We start from the raw sequence: 21,687 nt of genomic DNA on the forward strand, positions 1-21,687 counted from the left end.
AGCCTCGCCATCGGCGCGAGGGCGATGAGCCCCGCCGAGGTCTGGCACGGCCTGACCGACGCCGGCTCGGCCGGGGCCACCGTCGTGCGCGACCTGCGGCTGCCCCGCACCGTCCTCGGCCTGCTCGTGGGCGTCGCGCTCGGGCTGGCCGGGGCGCTCATGCAGGCGCTGACCCGCAACCCGCTCGCCGACCCGGGCCTGCTCGGCGTCAACGCCGGCGCGTCCGCGGCCGTGGTGAGCGCCATCGCCTTCCTCGGCGTGACGGATCTCTCGGGCTACGTGTGGTTCGCCTTCGGCGGGGCGGCCCTGGTCTCCGTCGTGGTCTATGCCGTGGCCGGCGGGCGCGGCTCCTCCCCGGGCAGCCTCGCGCTGAGCGGTACCGCGGTCAGCGCCGCCCTGTACGCGTACGTCGCCGCCGTGCAGCTCCTGGACACCGCGTCCCTGGACCGGATGCGGTTCTGGACCGCCGGCTCGCTGGCCGCGGCCCGCCCCGGCACCGCGGCGCTGATCGCCCCGTTCGTCCTGGCCGGCGTCGTCATCGCCGCGCTGCTGGCCGGCCCGCTCAACGCGCTCGCGCTCGGCGACGACTCGGCCCGCGCGCTCGGCGCCCACCCGGGCCGCATCCGGGTCCTCGCCGCGGTGTCGATCGTGCTGCTGTGCGGGGCGGCGACCGCGGCGTGCGGCCCGATCGTCTTCCTCGGCCTCATGGTGCCGCACCTGGTCCGCCCGTTCACCGGCCCGGACGTGCGCCTGCTGCTGCCGTTCAGCGCGATGCTCGCCCCGGCCCTGCTGCTCGCCTCGGACGTGCTCGGCCGCGTGGCCGGCCGCCCCGGCGAGCTGCAGGTGGGCGTGGTCACCGCGGTCGTCGGCGGCGGCTTCTTCCTGGCCATCGTGCGGCGCCGGAGGGCGACGTGACCGCGCGGGCGCGCCTGCGGGTCGTCGGGGTCAGCGCCGCCCTGGCCGTCGCGGCGATCGTCATCGCCCTGGTCTCGATCGGCGGCGGCGACTACCCGATGAGCCTGCCCGACGTCGTGCGCACCCTGTTCGGCGGCGGCTCCCCCGCCGACGCGTTCATCGTGCGGGAGCTGCGCCTGCCCCGGGTCGTGACCGCCCTCGCCGTCGGCGGCGCCCTGGCCCTGGCCGGCGCGCTGTTCCAGTCCCTCGTGCGCAACCCGCTCGGCAGCCCCGACGTGCTCGGCTTCACCCAGGGCTCGGCCACCGGCGGCCTGCTCGCGGTCGTCGTCCTCGGCGGCGGTACCACGGCCGTGGCCGCCGGCTCCGTGCTGAGCGCGATCGCCACCGGCGCCGCGATCTACCTGCTGGCCTGGCGCGGCGGCGGGCACGGCCACCGGCTGATCCTCGTCGGCATCGGCGTGGCCGGCATCCTCACCGGCGTCAACAGCTACCTGCTCACCCGCGCGAACATCGTGGACGCGGCACGGGCCGTGCTCTGGCTCACCGGCAGCCTCGACGGGCGCGGCTGGGGCCACGCCGCCGTCGCCGGCGGCGCGCTCGTCCTGCTCACCCCGGTCGTCGCCGTCCTCGGCCGGGCCCTGGCCAACCTCGAGCTCGGCGACGACCCGGCCCGCGGGCTCGGCGTGAACGTCGGCCCCGTCCGGCTCACCGCCCTCGCGTGCGCCGTGCTGCTCGCCGCCGCGGCCTCGGCCGCCGCCGGGCCGGTGCTCTTCGTCGCCCTCACCGCCCCGCAGCTGGCCCGCCGGCTCACCGGGGCGACCGGGCCCAACCTGCTGCCGTCGCTGTTGCTGGGCGCCGCCCTGCTCACCGGGGCCGACGTGCTGGCCCAGCGCCTCTTCCCCGGCCACCAGCTCCCCGTCGGCGTCGTCACCGGCCTGCTCGGCGGCGGCTACCTCGTCCTGCTCCTGGCCCGAACCGCAAGGAGAGCCCGTGTCTGACCGGCTGCGCGGCATCGACCTGACCCTCGGCTACGACGGCCGGACCGTCGCCGAGGACCTCCGCATCGACATCCCGGACGGCTCCTTCACCGTGATCGTCGGGCCCAACGCGTGCGGGAAGTCGACGCTGCTGCGCTCCCTGGCCCGGGTCCTGAAGCCCAAGGCCGGGCACGTCCTGCTCGACGGCCGCGACATCGCCACGCGACCGGCCCGCGAGGTCGCCCGCACCCTCGGCCTGCTGGCCCAGACCGCGGTCGCCCCGGACGGGATCACCGTCGCCGACCTGGTCTCCCGCGGCCGCTACCCGCACCGGGGCCCGCTGAGCACGTGGAGCGACGCCGACGAGCGGGCGGTGCGCTGGGCCATGGAGGCCACCGCGGTCACGCCCCTGGCCGGCGCGTTCGTCGACGAGCTCTCCGGCGGCCAGCGCCAGCGCGTGTGGATCGCGATGGTGCTCGCCCAGGAGACGCCGCTGCTCCTGCTCGACGAGCCGACCACCTACCTCGACATCACCCACCAGCTCGACATCCTCGAGCTGTGCGCGCGCCTGCACCGCGAGCACGGCCGCACCCTCGTCGCCGTGCTGCACGACCTGAACCTGGCCGCCCGCTACGCGACCCACCTGGTGGCCATGCGCGACGGGCGCGTCCTGGCCGAAGGCACCCCGGCCGAGGTGGTGACGGAGGCGATGATGGAGGAGGTCTTCGCGCTGCCCTGCCGCGTGATCCCCGACCCCGAGACCGGCACCGCGCTCGTGATCCCCCGGCGGCGCCTATACTCTGCGGCGGGCGTTGAAGGGGACGAGTACCCCCGCACGCAGCCTTGAGCGAACCGGGGACGGTGGAAGCCCGGCAGGCGTGCGCGGGCGGGAAGATCACCCCGGAGCCGCCGGAAGAACGGCCGCGCGCGGCTCAGTAGACCCGGCCACAACTGAACACGAGTGGGCCGTGCGACCGCCGCGGCCAAGGAGGGTGGTACCGCGGGGCCGGCGCACGGTCTCGTCCCTCCGTCGAACGCCACGACGACGGAGAGGTGCCACTCATCATGTATCGACCGGTTCCGGCGCAGGTCGACCTGTCCCAGCTGGATCATCAGGTGCTCGCGCTCTGGAAGGAGCGCGACGTCTTCGGGCGCAGCCTCGCGCAGTCCGAGGGCAGACCCGAGTGGGTGTTCTACGAGGGGCCGCCCACCGCCAACGGCATGCCGGGCGCGCACCACATCGAGGCGCGCGTGTTCAAGGACGTCTTCCCGCGGTACAAGACCATGAAGGGCTTCCACGTCGGGCGCAAGGCCGGGTGGGACTGCCACGGGCTGCCCGTCGAGCTCGCCGTCGAGAAGGAGCTCGGCTTCTCCGGCAAGCAGGACATCGAGGCCTACGGCGTCGCCGAGTTCAACGCCAAGTGCCGCGAGTCGGTCACCCGGCACACCGACGCGTTCGGCCGGCTCACCGAGCGCATGGGCTACTGGGTCGACATGGACCGCGCCTACCGGACCATGGACCCGCAGTACATCGAGTCCGTGTGGTGGTCGCTCAAGCAGATCTTCGACAAGGGGCTGCTCGCCGAGGACTTCCGGGTCTCGCCGTGGTGCCCGCGGGACCAGACCGGCCTGTCCGACCACGAGCTCGCCCAGGGCTACGAGACCGTGACGGACCCGTCGGTCTTCGTCCGGTTCCCGCTCACCTCCGGGCCGCTCGAGGACGCGTCCCTGCTGGTGTGGACGACCACGCCGTGGACCCTCGTGTCCAACACGGCGGTGGCGGTACACCCGGACGTCACCTATGTCGTGGCCACCGACGGCACCGAGCGCCTGGTGGTGGCCGAGCCCCTCGTCGGCAAGGCCCTCGGCGACGACTTCACGACGACCGGCGAGTCCTTCACCGGCAAGCAGATGGAGCGCTGGACGTACCGGCGCCCCTTCGACCTGGTGCCGATGGAGGGCGCGCACTTCGTGGTCCTCGGCACCTACGTGACCACCGAGGACGGCACCGGCCTGGTCCACCAGGCGCCCGCCTTCGGCGCCGACGACTACGCCACGTGCAAGGCCTACGACCTGCCGATGGTGAACCCGATCCAGCCCGACGGCCGGTTCGCGCCCGAGGTGCCCGAGGTCGGCGGCGTGTTCTTCAAGGACGCCGACGCCACGCTGGTCGACGATCTGCGGGCGCGCGGCCTGCTGTTGCGGCACCTCGCCTACGAGCACAGCTACCCGCACTGCTGGCGATGCCACACCCCGCTGCTGTACTACGCGCAGCCCTCCTGGTACATCCGCACCACCCGGATCAAGGACGCCCTGCTGCGGGAGAACGAGCGGACCGCCTGGCACCCGGAGTCGATCAAGCACGGGCGGTACGGCGACTGGCTCACGAACAACGTCGACTGGGCGCTGTCGCGCAGCCGGTACTGGGGCACCCCGCTGCCCATCTGGCGCTGCGAGGAGGGCCACCTCACCTGCGTCGGGTCGCTGGCCGAGCTCGGGGCGCTCGCCGGGCGCGACCTGAGCGACCTGGACCCGCACCGCCCCTACATCGACGAGGTCGAGCTGCCGTGCGAGTGCGGGCGCACCGCGCGGCGCGTGCCCGAGGTCATCGACGCCTGGTACGACTCGGGCGCCATGCCGTTCGCGCAGTACGGCTACCCGCACCAGAACGCCGACGGGTTCACCGCGAGCTACCCGGCCGACTTCATCTCCGAGGCGATCGACCAGACCCGCGGCTGGTTCTACACGCTCATGGCGGTCGGCACGCTCGTGTTCGACCGGTCCAGCTACCGCAACGTCGTGTGCCTCGGCCACATCCTCGCCGAGGACGGCCGCAAGATGTCCAAGCACCTCGGCAACATCCTGGAGCCGATGGCGCTGCTGGAGCGCCACGGCGCGGACGCGGTGCGCTGGTTCATGGCGGCCGTCGGCTCGCCCTGGTCGGCGCGGCGGGTCGGGCACACGCTCATCCAGGAGGTCGTGCGCAAGGTCCTGCTGACGTACTGGAACACCGTCGCGTTCCAGAGCCTCTACGCGCGCACCGCGGGCTGGACCCCGGCCGAGATCGTGCCGGTCGCCGAGCGGCCGGTGCTCGACCGCTGGGTCGTCTCCGAGCTCAACCTGCTCGTCGGCGAGGTCGACGCGGCCATGGACGCGTTCGACACCCAGCGGGCCGGGCGGCTGCTCGCCGCGTTCGTCGACGACCTGTCGAACTGGTACGTGCGGCGGGCCCGGCGCCGGTTCTGGCGCGGCGACCCGGCCGCGCTGAGCACCCTGCACGAGGCGGTCACGACCGTGACGCTGCTCATGGCGCCGCTCACGCCGTTCATGACCGAGCGGGTCTGGCAGGACCTCGTGGTGTCCACGACCCCCGGTGCTCCGGAGTCGGTACACCTGGCCGCCTACCCGGTCGCGGATCCCACCCTGATCGACCCGCGCCTGTCGGAGGAGATGGCGCTCGTGCGGCGCCTGGTCGAGCTGGGCCGGGCCGCGCGCGCCGATGCCACGGTGAAGACCCGCCAGCCCCTGGCCCGGGTGCTGGTCTCGGCGCCGGGCCTCGACGGGCCGCTGCTGGAGCTGCTCGCCGAGGAGCTCAACGTGCAATCGGTCGAGCCGCTCACCGGCTCGCTGGTGAACACGTCGGCGAAGGCGAACTTCCGCAGCCTCGGCAAGCGGTACGGCAAGCGCGTGCAGGAGATCGCGGCCGCCGTCGCCGCGACCGACGCCGCGGCCCTCGGCGCCGCGCTGCGCGAGGCGGGCTCGGCGACCCTCGAGGTCGGCGGGGAGCCGGTGGTGCTCGAGCGCGACGACGTGTTCCTGACCGAGACGCCCCGCGAGGGCTGGGCGGTGGCCAGCGACGCCGGCGCGACCGTGGCGCTCGACCTGCACATCACGCCGGAGCTGCGCCGCGCCGGCATCGCCCGCGAGGTGATCCGGCAGGTGCAGGAGACGCGCAAGTCCTCCGGGCTCGAGGTGGTGGACCGGATCGAGCTGCGGTACGCCACCAGCGACCCGCAGACCGCGGAGGCCCTGCGGGAGCACGCCGCGTCGATCGCCGACGAGGTCCTGGCGACCGCCTTCACGCAGGACGGCCCCTGGCCCGGCGCCGACCCGCACGAGGCCCCCGGCGTGACGTACTACCTGCGCAAGGCCTGATCCTTCACCCAGGCGAGGGACACCTCCGTGACCTCGTCGCCGGATGCGGCCTTGACCACGGCCGCCCGCTGGAAGGCCCGCTCCGACTCCTCGCGGCGTCCCTGGTAGTGCAGGGACGCCGCGAGGTTCTCGTGGGCGACGTACAGGCTCGGGTCGAGCTCGATCGCCGCCCGGGCCTCCCGCTCGGCTCCGGCGTGATCGCCCCGGGCCCCGAGCACCGCCGCCAGGCCCACCCGGGAGGCGGCGTCCCGCGGGTCGAGCTCGACGGCCCGCCGGTGGGCCGCCAGCGCGGCATCCGGCCGGCCGAGCTTCCCGACGGCCAGCCCGAGATGGGTGTACAGCTTCCCCGTGGGCGCGATCGCGATCGCCCGCCGGAGCACGGGCTCGGCCTCGGCATACCTGGCCTCGTTGATCAGCGCCGAGGCCAGCGCCTCCAGGGTGACGATGTCGCCGGGCGCAAGCCTGTCCGCCTCGCACAGGACACGGACCGCCTCGTCGCCCCGCTTTCGCAGCGACAGCAGCACGCAGCCGAGCAGCTGCCGCAACTCCGCCGACTCCGGCCGCGCCTCGACGCCGCGGCGCAGCTCGGGCTCCGCCTCCTCGTACCGTCCGTCCATCAGCAGCGCGTAGGCGAGGATGATGCTCCGCGCCGGGTTGGCGGGGTCGCGGCGCTTCGCCTCGCGCAGGGCGGCCTCCCCCGCGGCGAACTCGCCGATCCGGGTCAGCACCGTGCCGTGGACAACGTGGGCGAGCGGGTCGTCCGGGCTCACCTCGACCCCGCGCCGGGCCGCGCGCAGGGCGTCCTCACGCCGCAGCGTCGTGTCCTCGTCGAGGTACTGGACGGCGAGCCAGCCGGTGTATCGGCGATGGACCGCCGCCACCGGGCGCCGCACGCGCTCGTCCGCGCCGGCGACCCGCTCGACCGCGGCCTCGGCGAGTTCCAGCCGCTCGAGCACGCCCAGCCCGAGCAGGTCGCCGTGCATCACCGCGACCAGGTCCGCGTGGCGGCGGCAGACGTCGGCGGCGAGGACCCCCTCGTCGTCATGGCAACGCAGGGCCTCGAGCACCGGCCGGCCCACGGCGGCGGGGTCGGCGGGGCCGTGTTCGAGCGGGCGGGCGGCCAGGACCGCCACGCCGCGCAGCACCGGGCGATCGGCGGAGGCATAGGAGTGCGCGAACGAGCCCGGGATGTCGGCCAGTTCGAGGGCGAACCCGGGGGCCAGCACGGCCACCGGCGCATACAGGTGGCAGAGCAGGCGGTGCCCGGCCCGCTCGCCGGTCCAGTAGGTGTGCCACAGCAGGGCGGCCACGTCGCGCTGCCAGTCCTCGTCGGTCACCGCGGCCTCGCCCGCGGCCGCGTGCCGCGACAGCCGGGCCCGCAGCGCGGCGACGGCGCGTTCGTGCATGGGCCGCACCATCTCCCGCTCGGCCGGGCCGGACAGGTGGGCGAGCACGACCGTGGCCACGTCGCGCTGCAGCGGCAGCCGGCCGGGCCTTACGAAGTCGTAGCGCGCCGCCAGCGTGTCCAGGCGGCCCGCGACCTCGGCCGGCGGCACGTCCCACAGCGCGGCCAGCAGCGCCGGGTCGAGCCGGCCGGGCAGCAGGGCGAGCCCGTGCACGAGGGCCAGGTCCTCGGCCGACTCGGGCCGGGCCAGCAGCCGGGCCAGATACCGGCGCATCAGCGTCGCCACCGCCGCCCGGCCGGGGCCGTCGGCGAACACCTCGTCGCGCGGGACGTCACTGCGCAGCAGGCCGACGAGCAGCGCGACGGCGAGGGGCACCCCGCCGGTCGCCACGATCAGCTCCGCCGTCACGTCGGGTGGCGGCGCCGCACCGAACGCCTCGGCCAGGTACGCGGCCGACTCGGCCGGCCCGAACGGGCGCACCGGCATCGTCTCGGCGCGCTCGGCCGGCAGGGCGGCGACCAGGCGGGCCGCGGGGCCGCCGGCGGTGGGGTCCGCCGCGTCGCGCAGGCCCAGCACCCAGGTCTCGGCGGCGCGGGGGCGGCCGGCGAGCGCGGGCAGCCAGTCCAGCGCGGGGCCGAGCAGCTCGCAGGAGTCCAGCAGCAGCACCGGCGGGCGGCCGCGACCGGCCAGCTTGTCGAGGCCGTGGCCGAACGCGCGGACGAGCGCGTCGACCTCGGAGATCAGGCTCGGATACTCCTCGTCCTCGACCCGCCATCCGGCGATCCGGCGCACGGCCGCGGTGATCGCCGCCCGGCCGGCCTTGGCCAGCGGGGCGGCGGCCGGGCCGAGCGGGGCGGCCAGCGCGACGGCGGCAAGGTCCTCCCCGGCGTCGGCGAGGCGGGTGCGCTCGTCGTCGCTGAGGGCGGGGCGGCGTCCGGCGTCGAGGCCGAGGTCCCGGGCGCGAGCGGCCAGCGCCGGGACGCGCCGCATCCGCTCGCGGAACGGGTGGAAGGCGCGCTCGATCCGCCTGCGGCCGGCGCCGGGCGGGACGGCGTCGGTCAGGGCGCGGTACATCCGGTCGAGCACCAGCCAGATCGGTGGCCCGGCGGCGGTCGCGGACTCGGCCCGGATGACCGGCTGCTCCGCCTCCCAGTCGACGGTGGCGACGATGTCACGGCCCGGGTCGGCGGCGGCGATCGCGGCCAGGCGGCGCAACAGGGTGCTCTTGCCGGCGCCGCCGTGGCCGGTGAGCACGAGGATCCGGCCGCCGTCCGGGTCGGCGAGGACGGCCCGGAAGCGCGCCTGTTCGGGCTCCCGGCCGACGAAGGCGGCATCGACACGCATCAGAGCAATGCTAGCCGAGCAGGCGGGCCGTGACCTCTTCGACGGAGGCGCAGACGGGGACGCCGGGGGTGACCGGCGGGCGGTCGACGACGACCACCGGGATTCCCAGGCGCTCGGCGGCCTCCAGCTTCGCGGCCGTCATGGCGCCGCCGCTGTCCTTGGTGACGAGCACTTCGATGGCGTGCTCGCGCATCAGCGCGATCTCGCCGTCCACCGTGAACGGGCCGCGATCCCGGATGACGTCCACATTGGACGGCAGCTCGTCGGGCTCGTCCACGCACCGCAGCAGGTAGCGGGTCCCCGGGTCGCGGAAGTGCCCGATGCTCTGCCGGCCGGTGGTGAGGAAGACCCGCCGGCCCAGCGACGGCAGCAGCTCCGCGGCGGCCTCGAGCGACGGGACCCGGTGGCCCGCGACCGCGAAGCCGGGCCGGCGCAGCACGATCAGCGGGACGCGCGCCTCGGCGCAGGCGAGGGCCGCGTTGGCGGAGATCCGGGCGGCGAAGGGGTGGGTGGCGTCGACCACCGTGTCGACGCGCTCGGCGCGCAGGTAGGCCGCGAGCCCGGCGGGCCCGCCGAAGCCACCGATGCGAACCTCCCCCGCCGGCAGCACCGGGTCGGCGACGCGGCCGGCGAGGGAGGAGATCACGCGGTACGACGGCGGCAGCACCGAGGCCAGCCGCCGGGCCTCCCCGGTGCCGCCCAGGATGAGCAGAGTCGGCACCGGGAAAGCCTAACGCGTCACGGGTAGCTGACCAGGTTCTCGACCTGGTGCCCGGAGTTGACCGCGGCGCCCGTGCTGTTGATGACGTGCGAGATGGTGCCGGTGCCGCCCAGCGAGACGGTCACCATGTCGTGGAACTTCACGCCGGCGGCCTGCGGCACCTCGAACGAGTGCCCGAGCACCATGCTGGGGTTGGTGCTGAAGTAGCAGTAGCTGCCCAGCCCCCAGGCCTCGTGGGTGGTGACGTTCGCCGCGATCTTGTACGCCGCCCAGCCCTGCGCCCCGCCGCCGCTGGACCAGCCCGACTGGTTCGGCACGTCGTAGGGGATCTCGTTCTGGAAGAAGTACGTGCGCCCGCCGTTGCCGTTCCAGATCACCTGGTACTGCTGGTAGTGCTCGACGAAGAGCCCGTAGAACGTCACGTTGGCGCCGTTGACGACGAGCCCGTTGGCGGCGGTGTTCGTGTTCCAGCCGACGGTGCCCCCGTTGCCGTGGTCGGCGCGCCAGATCCAGGCGTGGTCGCCGATCACGTTGTTCGAGTTGATCCGCAGGCTGACCGTGGCCTTGCCGACCGTGGCCCCGCCGATGCGGAAGAACACGTCGTGCAGCGAGACCGGGTTGGCCGAGTGGTCGGCCGACGATCCGCTCGGGCCGACCTCGAGCAGCACCGGCGAGTTGACGGTGCCGGCGTCGAAGAGGATCCCGGCGAGCTTCACGCCGTCGACGTCGGCGACGGTCATCGCGGTCACCCCGTTGTCGGGCACGATCGTGGCCAGGCCGAGGCCGAGCACGACGGTGTCCGGGCGGGTGATCCGGATGGTGTCGCTGACGTGGTACACGCCCGGCGTGAACAGCAGGTTCTGCCCGGCGGCGAGGGCCGCGTTGATCGAGGCCGCGGTGGCGCCCGCCTTGACGACGGAGAACTGGCTGATCGGCAGCGAGGTGCCGGCCGTGCTCCCGCCCTGCCACGAGTTGCCGGTCGCGTTGGTGCGCAGGCTCGGCACGAACACCTGGTAGTTGCCGGCGCCGTCGACGTACAGGAACGGCTTCTCCCGCACCACCGGGGTGCTCGCCACGCGCGTGTAGGGCGGGCTCGGGAAGTTGCCGCTGGGCGCGTTCGTGTCGCCGACGAACACCATGTTCCAGTTGGAGCCGGTCCAGCTGCCCATGGTCGAGTTGCGGGTGATCCACTGCTGCTGCGAGCCGGAGCGGATCTGCCCGTCGACGGCCGAGTCGGAGATCCAGCCGCCCGAGGACCAGCCGCCGTCGTCGAGCTGGAGGTTGCCGCGCACGTGCATGCGGCGGTAGGGCGCGGCCTGGGAGACGGCCCACCGGTCGGTGCCGCCGGTCGGGTTGACCGACAGGTTCTCGGCCGAGCGCCAGAAGTTCTGGGTCGCGTTGCCCTGGAACCAGTCCGCCTCGGCGTGCACGGCCCCGTTGATGGTCACCTGGTCCGGCGACAGGCCGAGGCCGGCGACCTGGGTGTAGAAGCCGACGTTGGCGTCGACGTTGTAGGTGCCCGGCCGGAACAGCAGCGCGTAGCGCTGGGAGCCGAACTGGTTGCTCTGCTGCCCGTTGAACACGGCGTTGAGCCGGCTCTGGATGGTGGCGGCCGGCATCGACGGGTCGAAGATGGACACGTTCGGCCCGAGGTCCGGGTTGCCGGTGTTCGGCGGGTTGCTCGTGGGCGGGTTCGACGTCGGCGGGGTGGTGCCGCCCGGGAGCGTCCACTGCTGGTTGGCGCTGGCGAAGCAGTCCCAGATCTGCAGCGGGGTGCCGTCGGCCGAGCTGGGCCCGGTCGCGTCGAGGCACTTGCCGAGCGCCCGCAGCGTGCCGTCGCTGTTGCGCGACCACTGCTGCGCCGCGGTGCCGTTGCAGTCGTAGATCTGGACCTTGGCGCCGTTGGCCGAGCTGGCCGCGTTCACGTCCAGGCACTTGCCCAGCGCGCGGATGGTGCCGTCGTCTCCGACGGTCCACTGCTGGGCGGTGGTGCCGTTGCAGGTGTAGAGCTGCACCTGCGTGCCGTTCGCGGAGCTGGCCGCGGCGACGTCGACGCACTTGCCGCCGTAGCCGGTGATCCGGCCGGAGGTGGCCGCCGAGGCGCTCGTCATGGCGAACACGCCGATGCCGGCGGCGGCCAGGACGGTCGCCGAGACGGCGAGCCCGATCCTCAGGCGAGGCCGTCGCCGTGTGGTGGAGGGGTTCACTGCGGTCCCTTCTGGGGGTGGGTACGGAAAGCTGTTCCCACCCCCGGGACCACCACTGGGCTCCTGCCGTCAGGCGGCGATCTGGCCCGAGCCGCCGATCGTCTCGTTGACGGACTCCAGCCAGGCCTTCATGTCCGTCGCCTTCAGGCCGGTGCCGCCGACGACGACGGTGCTGCCGGCCAGGAGCGTCGGGTACGACTTCGCCTGGTCCTGCGCGTACGCCCGGGCCGCGTTGGCCGCCTTGAACTCCACGAAGAGCGCCTGCTGCCCGCGGTGCGGGAGGGAGTCGCCCTTCTTCTCGTAGCAGTCGAACTGCTTGAAGCTCGCGACGGACGAGCGGTACTTGGGCTCCACGCCGGTGGAGTTGGTGTCCCACTGCCCGAACTTGCAGTCGGGGTCCTTGGTGAACAGCTCTCCGGTCAGCTTTCCGACGGTGGAGAACTCGAGCTTTCCGGCCTGGCCGGAGGTCTTCGCCGATGCCTTGGCCGACGCGCCGGCGGAGGCCGACGGCGCGGCGGACTCGGCGGCCGCGGAGGCGGACGCGGGGGCGGAGTCGGTCTTGGGGGCTTCCTTCTTGTCGTCGCCGCACGCGGCGGTGAGCAGCAGCACGGCGCAGACGACGGGCAGCAGGCGCTTCATCGGGGATTCCTTTATGTGGTACCGCATGTGGCACGCGGAGTGTCTTCGTCGGACGAAGAGCAACTTATGCGCGCCGCGGCCCCGTTGAATCCCCGATGTATGCCACCCGACAACCGACGTGTGCTACCTCACCCCCTGGGAAAGGCGGGCCGGCCTCGGGTGAGTCGACCGGCCCGCCGTTTCCTTTTCGTGCCGGTGCCCCGGCCGTCCGCATACCGGGGCACCCGCTCATCGGGTCTCAGCCCCGGTACTGGGCGATGACCTTCGTGTAGTCCCACGCGCTCTGCGAGACGCCGCTGCACGTGTCGTCGTTCGTGCTGCCCCCGTTGCACGGCCGGTCGCGGTTGGCCGACCAGAACGTGAACCGGGCCAGGTGGTGCTGCTGCGCGTAGGCGAGCATGGTGCGGAAGTCCGCCACGGTGACGGTCTCGCCGACGTCGGTGATCCCGTTCATCGAGGAGATGCCGGAGTGCCGGTAGGCCTGGTCGTCGGTGTAGTGGTAACCGTTCTTGACCACGTTCTTGAGGCCCTCGGCCGCCTGGACGGTCAGGTTGCCCATGTTCTGCCCGGCCGCGCCGAAGTCGAACGGCATGATGGTCCACGCGTCGACCGTCAGGCCGCTGGCCGCGGCCCGGTTGATCATCGACGAGTCCGGCCCGGTGCGGTCGCTCGGGAACGTGACGTAGACGGCGGTGTTCGGGTTGTTGGCCTTGACGGTCTTGAGCGCGTCGATGGTGCGCTGCTGGAGGGTCGGGTTGTTGTAGACCGTGCCCTCGATGTCGATGTCGATCGCCTTGAGGCCGTAGGCGTTGATGACCTTCTGGTAGGCCGCGGCGAGCGCGCTCGCGCTGCTGCAGGTCTGCTCCAGCCACGGCCCGCTGGCCCCGCCGAACGACACGGCGACGTCACCGCCGGCGCCCCGGATGTTGTTGATGGTGGTCTGGTCCTGCCCGCCGGTGAGCGGCCGGTAGCCGTCCCAGAGCGGGTCGCAGGCGCCGTTGGAGAGGATGAACGCCATCGTGAACCACTTGACGCCGGTCGCGCTCATGATGGTGCGCGGGTCGGGCAGGTTGCCCCAGCCGAGGTACGCGTACGGCGCCGCGCCCATCGCGGGGTTGGACGTGGGCGGGTTCGACGTCGGCGGGTTGGAGGTCGGCGTCGTGGTGCCGCCGGGCAGCGTCCACTTCTGGTTGGCGCTGGCGAAGCAGTCCCAGATCTGCAGCGGGGTGCCGTCGGCCGAGCTGGGCCCGGTCGCGTCGAGGCATTTGCCGAGCGCGCGCAGCGTGCCGTCGCTGTTGCGGGTCCACTTCTGGGCGGTGGTCCCGTTGCAGTCATAGATCTGGACCTTGGTGCCGTTGGCCGAGCTGGCCGCGGCGACGTCGAGGCACTTGCCGAGGGCGCGGATCGTGCCGTCGTCGCCGATGGTCCACTGCTGGGCGGTGGTGCCGTTGCAGGTGTAGAGCTGCACCTGCGTGCCGTTCGCGGAGCTGGCCGCGGCGACGTCGACGCACTTGCCGCCGTAGCCGGTGATGGCTCCGACGGTGGCGGCGGACGCGGAGTTCATCGCCACGACACCGACCACGCCGACGACGGCGAGGGCGGCCGCGACGATCACTCCGCGGCGGATCAGGCGGGTTCTTGCCATGAGAGGCCTTTCATGAGGGTGGCCCCGGACGGGCGCCCGTTTCGGGCGGCAAGCTATCTGTTAAGCGCCCTTCCAGATTGAGGGCAGGCTATGACCAGATCCATCACGCGTCAATTAAAGAGGCAAAAAAAGGGGTGCCATTAAGGTCCCCTTGAGCCTGGCGACACGGCGTGAGCAGGGCGTTGCTCAGCGCCGGGCGTTCCCCGGGAACGGGCGCCGGCGGGGCTCCTTAAGGACGCGACGCCCGGCGGGGCTCCTTAAGGACGCGACGCCCGGCGCAGCAGCTCGGCCATGGGCAGGGTCGCGGCGCCGAAGGCCACCGCGTCGGGGCCGAGCTCGCACAGCTCGATCGAGACCTGGCCGAAGGGGTGCTCGAGGGCCTGCTCCCGGGCCGCCGCGCGGATCTTGTCGAGCAGGCGGGCGCCGAGGGCCAGGCCGGCCCAGCCGCCGAGGACCACGCGCTCGGGGTTGAACAGGTTGACCAGGTTGCCGATGCCGGCGCCGAGCATGCCGGCGGTCTCGTCGAGGGTCGCGGCCGCGGCCTCGGTCCCGGCGGCGATGAGCGCGGCCACGTCGGCCATCTCGCCCGCGGCGGCGGGACGGGACGGGTCGAGGGCCCGCGCCCGCTCGAGGATGCCCTCGGCGCCGACGTAGGCCTCCAGGCAGCCGCGGGCGCCGCAGCGGCACTGCCGGCCGCCGTAGACGACGGTGGTGTGCCCCCACTCCCCCGCGCTGCTGCTGGCGCCGCGGTAGACGGTGCCGTTGGTGATCACGGCCGCCCCGACGCCCGAGCCGACGAGCACGATCACCGCGTTGCCCGCGCCCCGGCCGGCGCCGAACCACATCTCGGCCTGGCCCTGGGTCTTGGCGCCGTTCTCGACGAACAGCGGGGCGGTGATTCCGCGCTCGCGCAGCAGGGTGTGGAAGGAGACCCCGCGCCAGCCCAGCGTCGGGGCGTAGACCAGCGGCGGGTCGGCCTGCTCGACGGTGCCGGGCACGCCGATGCCGATGCCGAGCACGTCCTGGGCCGCGGTGTCCTTGAGCACCTCCCGGATCCCGGCCTCGAGCTGGCCCGCGACCACGGACGGGTCGGGGCGCGAGGACGGCAGCGGCTCGTCGACGGTGGCCAGGCGGGTCATCGACAGGTCGAACAGCTCGACCTTGACCCCGGTCTCGCCGACGTCGGCGCCGACGAGCCGGCCGAAGTCCGGGTTGACGCGCAGCAGCACGCGGGGGCGGCCCCCGTCGGACTCGATCTGGCCGGCCTCGATGATGAGGCCCTCGTGCAGCAGCTCGGCCGTCACGCTGCTGGCGGTCGCGGCGCTGAGGCCGGTGATGCGGCTCAGGTCGTGGCGGCTGAGCGGCCCCCGGAAGAACAGCTCGGACAGCAGCGTCGAGCGATTGCGCCGGCGCATGTCGCGCGTCGTCGCGCGTTCGACCTCGATGCGCACCACCGCGGTTCCGACCTCCCCCTTGATCCCTCGGTAGCGATCGTGTCACGCGCGCCGATGCGCGTCGACACCGGAGGGTCGGTTCACCGCCGCACCGCCCCCGCGACCAGGCCGATCGTCACACAGGGCCGCTTGATCGCCGCCGCGCCCGCCGTGCCACCCCCGCGACCAGGCCGATCGTCACCACCACGAAGGCCCCGGTGAGCAGCGCCACCTTGCCCCGCTTGTCCGGACCGGCGGCCGCCACGGCGCCCGGGCTCGGCTTCGGCGCGGCGGCCGGGCTCGACACGACCGGCGAGGGCGACGGCTTCGGGCGCTGCACGGTGTACCGCAGAATGCTCACCGGCCCCGGCTGGTCGGACACGGTGAGGAAGTCGCGGCCGTCCGGCGTGTACGCGATCCCCTCGCCCTGCGGCTCGTCCGGCAGCGGGGTCACCCTCGGCGTGCCGGTGGTGATCGCCTTGGCCACGTCCCCGTCGGGCACGTCGAACTCGTAGGCGTCGGCGTAGGTGCGCACGACCGCCCGGGTGCCGTCGGGCGAGACGGCCGCGCCGGTGACGAACCCCTCGCCGAGGAAGCCCCACGGGTTGCTGGTGCCGGTGTGCGTGGCCTCGAAGCGGCCGACGGCGGTCAGCGGGGCCCCCTCGGCGTTGTCCGTCGGCAGCGGGGTGTCGAGCCGGAACACCTGGCCGCTGGGGTCCTTGGTGACGATGACCGGGCGGCCCGACCCGTCGATCATCAGCGCCTCGGCGTCGCGCGGGGTCCCGTCGGGGTACCGCAGCCGATGGATCTTCATGCTCTTCGCCCCGGGCGCGAGCGTCCACAGCGCGATCGTGTCGCGGCGCTTGCCGGAGCCGCCGGTGAGCGGGCTGTTGTCGCCGATGTCGGCGATCCACACCGTGCCGTCGCGGCCCACGGCGAGGTCCTCGGGGTCGCGGGCCGTCGTCGGGTAGCCCACGCTGCGGGTCACCTTGCAGTCCGCGTCGAGGTAGAACAGGCGCGTCTTCTTCGGGTCGGGGTTCGAGTCGTTCTCGACGAGGTACCCGCCGCCGGGCAGTGCCGCGAGGCCGGACGCCTCGGTGACCGCCGGGTCGGTGATGCGGCACGCCTCCGTGGCCCCTTCGGGCCGCGCGAACACCGGCGCTGGAACGGCCACGGCACAGATGACAACCGCCCCGATCACCGCCGCCCGTCGCACGCGCTCCAGTCTGACAGAGCCGATCCGGTGACCATGGGTCGTACGAACAGACGCGCACAGTAACCGACACGTTGGTGGAATGCGGCGTTTCGCATCCCGCAAATATGGAACATTTCGGACATGAAGACATGGGGGAATCTGGCCGGGCTGGCGGCCGGGGCGGCCGCGCTGCCGGTCATGGGCTCGGGGGCGATCGCGAACCCGGCCGCCGCCGAGCCGGTCGTCATCGCGCGCTACGACTTCGACGCGGCCCAGAAGGGCGCCACCGTCGCCGACGTCTCCGGGCACGGCCACACGCTGTCGCCGTCCGCCGTGCACGGGGGCAAGGTCCAGCTGCCGGCGCGCGGCAGCGGGCGCGCGGCCGCGTTCCCGGCCAAGTGCACCGGCAAGAAGTGCCCGCACGCGGTGCTGCAGGCGCCGGACGCCCCGGAGCTCAACCCGGGCGCGGGCCCGATCCGCTTCGGCGCGACGGTGCGGCTGGCCAAGGGTCAGACCGGCTCGGGCGAGAACATCCTGCAGAAGGGGTACTCGGCCTCGGGCGGGCAGTACAAGCTCCAGGTCGACGGCAAGGCGGGCCGGCCCAGCTGCGTCGTGTCCGACAACGTCGTGCGCGGCATCCACATGGCCCGCTCCGACGTCTCGATCGCCGACGGCACGTGGCACACGCTCGAGTGCCGGCGCGCCGGCGCGGCCCTGACCCTGCTGGTGGACGGGGCCGTGCACGCCACGCTCGCCATCCCGGCCACGCTGGCCATCACGAACACCGTGCCGCTGAGCATCGGCGGCAAGGGAAACGGCACCGACAACGACCAGTTCCACGGCACGCTCGACGACGTCTGGATCGCCCTTGGTTAGTCCTGGCTAGTCCCGGTGGCGGCTGGTGGAGTACAGGTGGCTGTCGGGGAACGCCTCGGCGGCGAGCGCCGGCCCCACGATGATGACCGCGGTGCGCCTGATGCCCGCCGCGCGGACCTGTTCGGCGATGCCGGCCAGCGTCCCGCGCAGGATCACCTCGTCGGCGCGGCTCGCGTAGGCCACCACCGCGACCGGGCACTGCGGGCCGTACCACTGGGCGAGCTCCGGCGCGAGCACATCGATGCGCTGGACCGCCAGGTGCAGCACGAGCGTCGCCCGGCTGGCGGCGAGCGTGGCCAGGTCCTCGCCGGGCGGCATCGGGGTCGCCCGGGCGGCCGTGCGGGTCAGGATCACCGACTGGGCGACGCCGGGGACGGTCAGCTCGCGGCCGAGCGACGCCGCCGCGGCCGCGAACGCGGGCACGCCGGGCACGATCTCGTAGGGCACGCCGGCCGCGTCCAGCCGGCGCAGCTGCTCGGCCATCGCGCTGAACACCGACGGGTCGCCGGAGTGCAGCCGGGCCACGTCGAGCCCCCGCTCGTGCGCGGCGACGAGCTCGGCCAGGATCTGGTCGAGGTCGAGGTTCGCGGTGTCGACGAGGCGGGCGCCGGGCGGGCAGCAGTCCAGCAGCTCGACGGGCACGAGACTGCCCGCGTAGAGGCACACCGGCGCCGCGGCCAGGCGGTCGCGGCCGCGCACGGTGATGAGGTCGGCCGCGCCCGGGCCGGCCCCGATGAAGTACACGGTCACGTGTGCACCACCCACTGCGTCACGGGGAGCATCGGCCGCCACCCCAGGAACCCTCCGACGGGCGCGGCCCGGTTCACCGCGATGCGGGTGAGGTCCCCGCCGTAGCGCTGCTGCAGCTCCGCCACCAGCCGCTCCGACTCGATGGTGACCGCGTTGACGACGAGCCGCCCGCCGGGGCGCAGCGCACTCCAGCACGCGTCGAACACGCCCGGGGCCGTGAACCCGCCGCCGATGAAGATCGCGTCCGGCCGGGGCTGCCCCGCCAGGACCTCGGGGGCGCCGCCGAGCACGAGCCGCAGCCCGGGCACCCCGAACGTCTCGGCGTTGCGCCGGATACGCCCGGCCCGGGCCTCGTCGCGCTCGAAGGCGACCGCGCGGCAGGCCCGGTGGGCGCGCATCCACTCGATGCCGATGCTGCCCGAGCCGGCGCCCACGTCCCACAGCAGCTCCCCCGGGCGCGGCCCCAGCGCGGCGAGCGTGACGGCCCGGATCTCGCGCTTGGTGAGCTGGCCGTCGGAGTCGTACCGCCCGTCGTCGATCCCCGGCACCACGGCGATCCCGGTGCCGCCGCGCGCCTCGACCGCCACGATGTTCAGCGGGCGCGCCGCGGCCGGGTCGTGGTGGACCCGCTCGTCCGGCGCCCCGAGGTCCTCGAGGATCGTGACGGCGCTGTCCGCGAACCCGGTCTCCTCCAGGATGCGCCAGACCTCCGCGGGCGTCTGCCGCCCGGCCGAGAGCACGAGCACCCGGCGGCCGTCGTGCAGGAACCGCCGGACGAGCGCGGCGTCGCGCACGACGTCGGTGTCCTCGACCGGCCAGCCGAGCCGCGCGCAGGCGAGCGACACCGAGGACGGGTGCGGGATCACGGTGACGTGGGCCGGGCCGAGCAGGCGCACGAGCGTGGTGCCGATCCCGTGGTGCATCGGGTCGCCGCTGGCCAGCACGCAGACGCGCCGCCCGTGCCGCTCGGCCAGGAGCCGGGGCAGGGCGGGCACGAGCGGCGACGGCCACGCGACGCGCTCGGCGTCCACATCGGACAGCAGGTCGAGCTGGCGCGGGCCGCCGAACACGACCTCGGCGTCCCGCAGCGCGGCCAGGCCCTTCGCGCTCAGCTCCCCGTCGGCCCCGATGCCCACGACGACGACGCCGGGCGCGGGCGCGGCGACGGCGATCGTGGCGCCGGGCGAGGAGCGCTTGCCCACGGTGAGCACCGCGGGGCCGGCCACGGCGAGCAGGGCGGCCGCCTCGGCGACGCTGGGCGTGCCGAGGGCCTGCGACACGCGCGCCGAGGGCGACGGCACCGGCACGGCCGCCAGCTCCCCGGGCGGGAAGGAGACCGCCGCGCACCCGAGCCGGGCGGCCACCGACTCCGCCAGGTCGCGGCGGGCGTCCACGGTGGCCACCACGCCGATGTCGTCCAGTGTGGACAGTGACTCGCGCAGGAGGGAGAGCACCTCCGCCGGGTCCGTGGACGGGCGGGCGCCGAGGCCGAGCACTAGGCGCACGACGCCACCAGGCGGTGCGCGAAGGCCGGGTGGCCGGCCCAGTGCAGGTGCAGGTAGGAGGCGTGCACGGCGCCGGACACGAAGCCGTCGCGGCCCTCGCGCCACGCCCAGGCCGGGGCCGCGCCCGTCGCCGGGGTGACGCGCGTGCGGTGGAACTCGTGGCCGGTCACGCGCGTGCCGGCCGGGGCGAGGACGCTGCCGGACAGGGCGACGGCGTCGCGGTACCCCAGCGTGAGCGAGGGCGTCATGACCGCCTCCGCGTCCAGGACCCCGCACATCGGGCGGCCGTCGAGGGTGCGGCAGAGCCAGAGCAGGCCCGCGCACTCGGCCGCGATCGCGCCCCCGGAGGCGGCCAGGCCGGCCACCGCGCGGCGGAGGGGCTCGTTGGCGGAGAGCTGCTCGGCGTACACCTCCGGAAAACCACCGCCCACGACGAGCGCGCGGGCGCCGTCGGGCAGGGCCTCGTCCCGCAGCGGGTCCACTGTGGACACCCGGGCGCCGGCCGCGGCGAGCAGCTCGACGGTCTCGGCGTAGCCGAACGAGAACGCGGGCCCGCCGGCGACCGCCACGACCGGCGCACCGGCCACGGGCTCGGCGACGGCCGGCGTCCACGGAGGCGCGGACAGCGGCGGGGCGCAGCGGGCCACGGCCAGCACCGCGTCCAGGTCCACGCTCGCGGCCACGAGCCCGGCCAGGGCCGCGACCGACGCGGCCGCCTCCGCCGACCGCTCCACCACCGGCACCAGGCCGAGGTGGCGCGACGGGGCGGCGACGGCGTCGTGGCGGCGCAGGACGCCCAGCACCGGCGTGCCGACCTCGGCGCAGGCGTCCCGCAGGATCTGCTCGTGACGGTCGGAGCCGACGCGGTTGAGGATCGCGCCGGCGATGTGGATGCCGTCGCCGAACGAGCGGAAGCCGTGGATGAGCGCGGCCACCGAGCGCGCCTGCGCGGTCGCGTCGACGACGAGGACGACGGGCGCGGCGAGCAGCCGGGCCACGTGCGCGGTGGAGCCGAACTCGCCGGCCCCGGTGCGCCCGTCGTAGAGGCCCATGACGCCCTCGACCACGGCCAGGTCCGCGCCGGCCGAGCCGTGCGCGAACAGCGGCCCGACGAGCTCCTCGCCGACGAGCACAGGGTCGAGGTTGCGGCCCGGGCGCCCGGCGGCGAGGGCGTGGTAGCCGGGGTCGATGTAGTCCGGCCCCACCTTGAACGGCGCCACGCGCTCGCCCCGCGCGGCGAACGCCGCCAGCAGGCCGGTCGCGACGGTGGTCTTGCCGTGGCCGGAGGCCGGTGCCGCGATGACGAGCCGCGCTACCACTCGATGCCCTGCTGGCCTTTTCGCCCGGCGTCCATCGGGTGCTTGACCTTCGTCATGTCGGTCACCAGGTCGGCCAGCTCGACCAGGTCGGGGTGCGCGTCGCGGCCGGTGACGACCACGTGCTGGTTGCCGGGCCGCTCACGCAGGGTCTCCACGACGTCGGCGATGTCGACCCAGCCCCACTTGATCGGGTACGTGAACTCGTCGAGGACGTAGAAGCGGTACGCCTCCGCGGCCAGGTCGCGCTTGATCTGGGCCCAGCCCTCGGCCGCCTCGACGGCGTGGTCGCGCTCGGTGCCGGGCCGCTGGATCCACGACCAGCCCTCGCCCATCTTGTGCCACACCACGCTGCCGCCCTGGCCGGTCGCGCCGAGCGCGCGCAGGGCGGTCTCCTCGCCGACCTTCCACTTCGGGCTCTTCACGAACTGGAACACGGCGATGGGCCAGCCGGCGCTCCACGCGCGCAGGGCCATGCCGAACGCGGCGGTGGACTTGCCCTTGCCCTGCCCGGTGTGCACGGCGAGGACGTGCTGGCGGCGGCGCTGGCGGGTGGTGAGCCCGTCGTCGGGCACGTGCTCTACTTTGCCCTGCGGCATCTGT

16 protein-coding genes are annotated in these 21,687 nt (G+C 74.2%); 5 read left to right on the forward strand and 11 right to left on the reverse strand.

Annotated features, from left to right (window positions below):
- Positions 1-24 precede the first annotated feature (24 nt).
- The 4 genes from AC6JBM_RS31180 (at position 25) to ileS (ending at position 6,047) form a co-directional block, all read left to right on the forward strand.
- Positions 25-915 carry a FecCD family ABC transporter permease gene (locus tag AC6JBM_RS31180; protein WP_497986556.1) on the forward strand — a complete coding sequence of 297 codons (891 nt, stop codon included), beginning with the start codon at positions 25-27 and terminating at the stop codon, positions 913-915.
- On the forward strand, positions 912-1,913 hold the full coding sequence (locus AC6JBM_RS31185; protein WP_497977597.1) for a FecCD family ABC transporter permease: 1,002 nt from the start codon (positions 912-914) through the stop codon (positions 1,911-1,913). The genes AC6JBM_RS31180 and AC6JBM_RS31185 overlap by 4 nt, the downstream gene beginning before the upstream one ends.
- Complete coding sequence (locus AC6JBM_RS31190; RefSeq protein ID WP_497977598.1) at positions 1,906-2,739, forward strand: ABC transporter ATP-binding protein; 834 nt, start codon at positions 1,906-1,908, stop codon at positions 2,737-2,739. Before AC6JBM_RS31185 ends, AC6JBM_RS31190 begins: the two co-directional genes overlap by 8 nt.
- A 218-nt stretch (positions 2,740-2,957) precedes the next feature.
- Positions 2,958-6,047: an isoleucine--tRNA ligase gene (gene ileS / locus AC6JBM_RS31195; RefSeq protein WP_497977599.1), complete on the forward strand. Its 3,090-nt coding sequence runs from the start codon at positions 2,958-2,960 to the stop codon at positions 6,045-6,047.
- Here ileS and AC6JBM_RS31200 read toward each other — a convergent pair.
- From AC6JBM_RS31200 to AC6JBM_RS31230, 7 genes are all read right to left on the reverse strand, one after another.
- Positions 6,029-8,797: a tetratricopeptide repeat protein gene (locus AC6JBM_RS31200; RefSeq protein WP_497977600.1), complete on the reverse strand. Its 2,769-nt coding sequence runs from the start codon at positions 8,795-8,797 to the stop codon at positions 6,029-6,031. The genes ileS and AC6JBM_RS31200 overlap by 19 nt on opposite strands.
- A gap of 10 nt (positions 8,798-8,807) precedes the next feature.
- Entirely contained in the window at positions 8,808-9,518 is a 711-nt protein-coding gene (locus AC6JBM_RS31205) for a cobalt-precorrin-6A reductase (RefSeq protein WP_497977601.1), read from the reverse strand.
- 17 nt (positions 9,519-9,535) lie between these two features.
- Entirely contained in the window at positions 9,536-11,725 is a 2,190-nt protein-coding gene (locus AC6JBM_RS31210) for a pectate lyase-like domain-containing protein (RefSeq protein ID WP_497977602.1), read from the reverse strand.
- Positions 11,726-11,794: 69 nt separating this feature from the next.
- Complete coding sequence (locus AC6JBM_RS31215) at positions 11,795-12,364, reverse strand: hypothetical protein (protein ID WP_497977603.1); 570 nt, start codon at positions 12,362-12,364, stop codon at positions 11,795-11,797.
- Positions 12,365-12,602: 238 nt separating this feature from the next.
- Positions 12,603-14,009, reverse strand: a complete 1,407-nt coding sequence (locus AC6JBM_RS31220; RefSeq protein ID WP_497977604.1) for a ricin-type beta-trefoil lectin domain protein — start codon at positions 14,007-14,009, stop codon at positions 12,603-12,605.
- 257 nt (positions 14,010-14,266) lie between these two features.
- Complete coding sequence (locus AC6JBM_RS31225; RefSeq protein ID WP_497977605.1) at positions 14,267-15,463, reverse strand: ROK family protein; 1,197 nt, start codon at positions 15,461-15,463, stop codon at positions 14,267-14,269.
- A 115-nt stretch (positions 15,464-15,578) separates the two neighbouring features.
- The gene (locus AC6JBM_RS31230) at positions 15,579-16,616 is read right to left on the reverse strand and encodes a hypothetical protein (RefSeq protein WP_497977606.1); all 1,038 of its coding nucleotides are present in this window, start codon (positions 16,614-16,616) and stop codon (positions 15,579-15,581) included.
- Positions 16,617-16,778: 162 nt separating this feature from the next.
- Here AC6JBM_RS31230 and AC6JBM_RS31235 point away from each other — a divergent pair, with 162 nt between their 5' ends.
- Positions 16,779-17,513 carry a LamG-like jellyroll fold domain-containing protein gene (locus AC6JBM_RS31235; protein WP_497977607.1) on the forward strand — a complete coding sequence of 245 codons (735 nt, stop codon included), beginning with the start codon at positions 16,779-16,781 and terminating at the stop codon, positions 17,511-17,513.
- A gap of 6 nt (positions 17,514-17,519) precedes the next feature.
- Here AC6JBM_RS31235 and cobM read toward each other — a convergent pair whose 3' ends face one another.
- The 4 genes from cobM to cobO are packed head-to-tail and all read right to left on the reverse strand — an operon-like array spanning position 17,520 to position 21,683.
- A complete protein-coding gene (cobM, locus tag AC6JBM_RS31240; RefSeq protein ID WP_497977608.1) occupies positions 17,520-18,263 on the reverse strand; it encodes a precorrin-4 C(11)-methyltransferase in 744 nt (247 codons plus the stop codon).
- Positions 18,260-19,768, reverse strand: a complete 1,509-nt coding sequence (cbiE, locus tag AC6JBM_RS31245) for a precorrin-6y C5,15-methyltransferase (decarboxylating) subunit CbiE (protein ID WP_497977609.1) — start codon at positions 19,766-19,768, stop codon at positions 18,260-18,262. Before cbiE ends, cobM begins: the two co-directional genes overlap by 4 nt.
- Complete coding sequence (locus AC6JBM_RS31250) at positions 19,759-21,087, reverse strand: cobyrinic acid a,c-diamide synthase CobB (protein ID WP_497977610.1); 1,329 nt, start codon at positions 21,085-21,087, stop codon at positions 19,759-19,761. Before AC6JBM_RS31250 ends, cbiE begins: the two co-directional genes overlap by 10 nt.
- Complete coding sequence (gene cobO, locus AC6JBM_RS31255) at positions 21,081-21,683, reverse strand: cob(I)yrinic acid a,c-diamide adenosyltransferase (protein ID WP_497977611.1); 603 nt, start codon at positions 21,681-21,683, stop codon at positions 21,081-21,083. Before cobO ends, AC6JBM_RS31250 begins: the two co-directional genes overlap by 7 nt.
- Positions 21,684-21,687: the final 4 nt, after the last annotated feature.

The organism is Dactylosporangium thailandense (assembly GCF_059739745.1).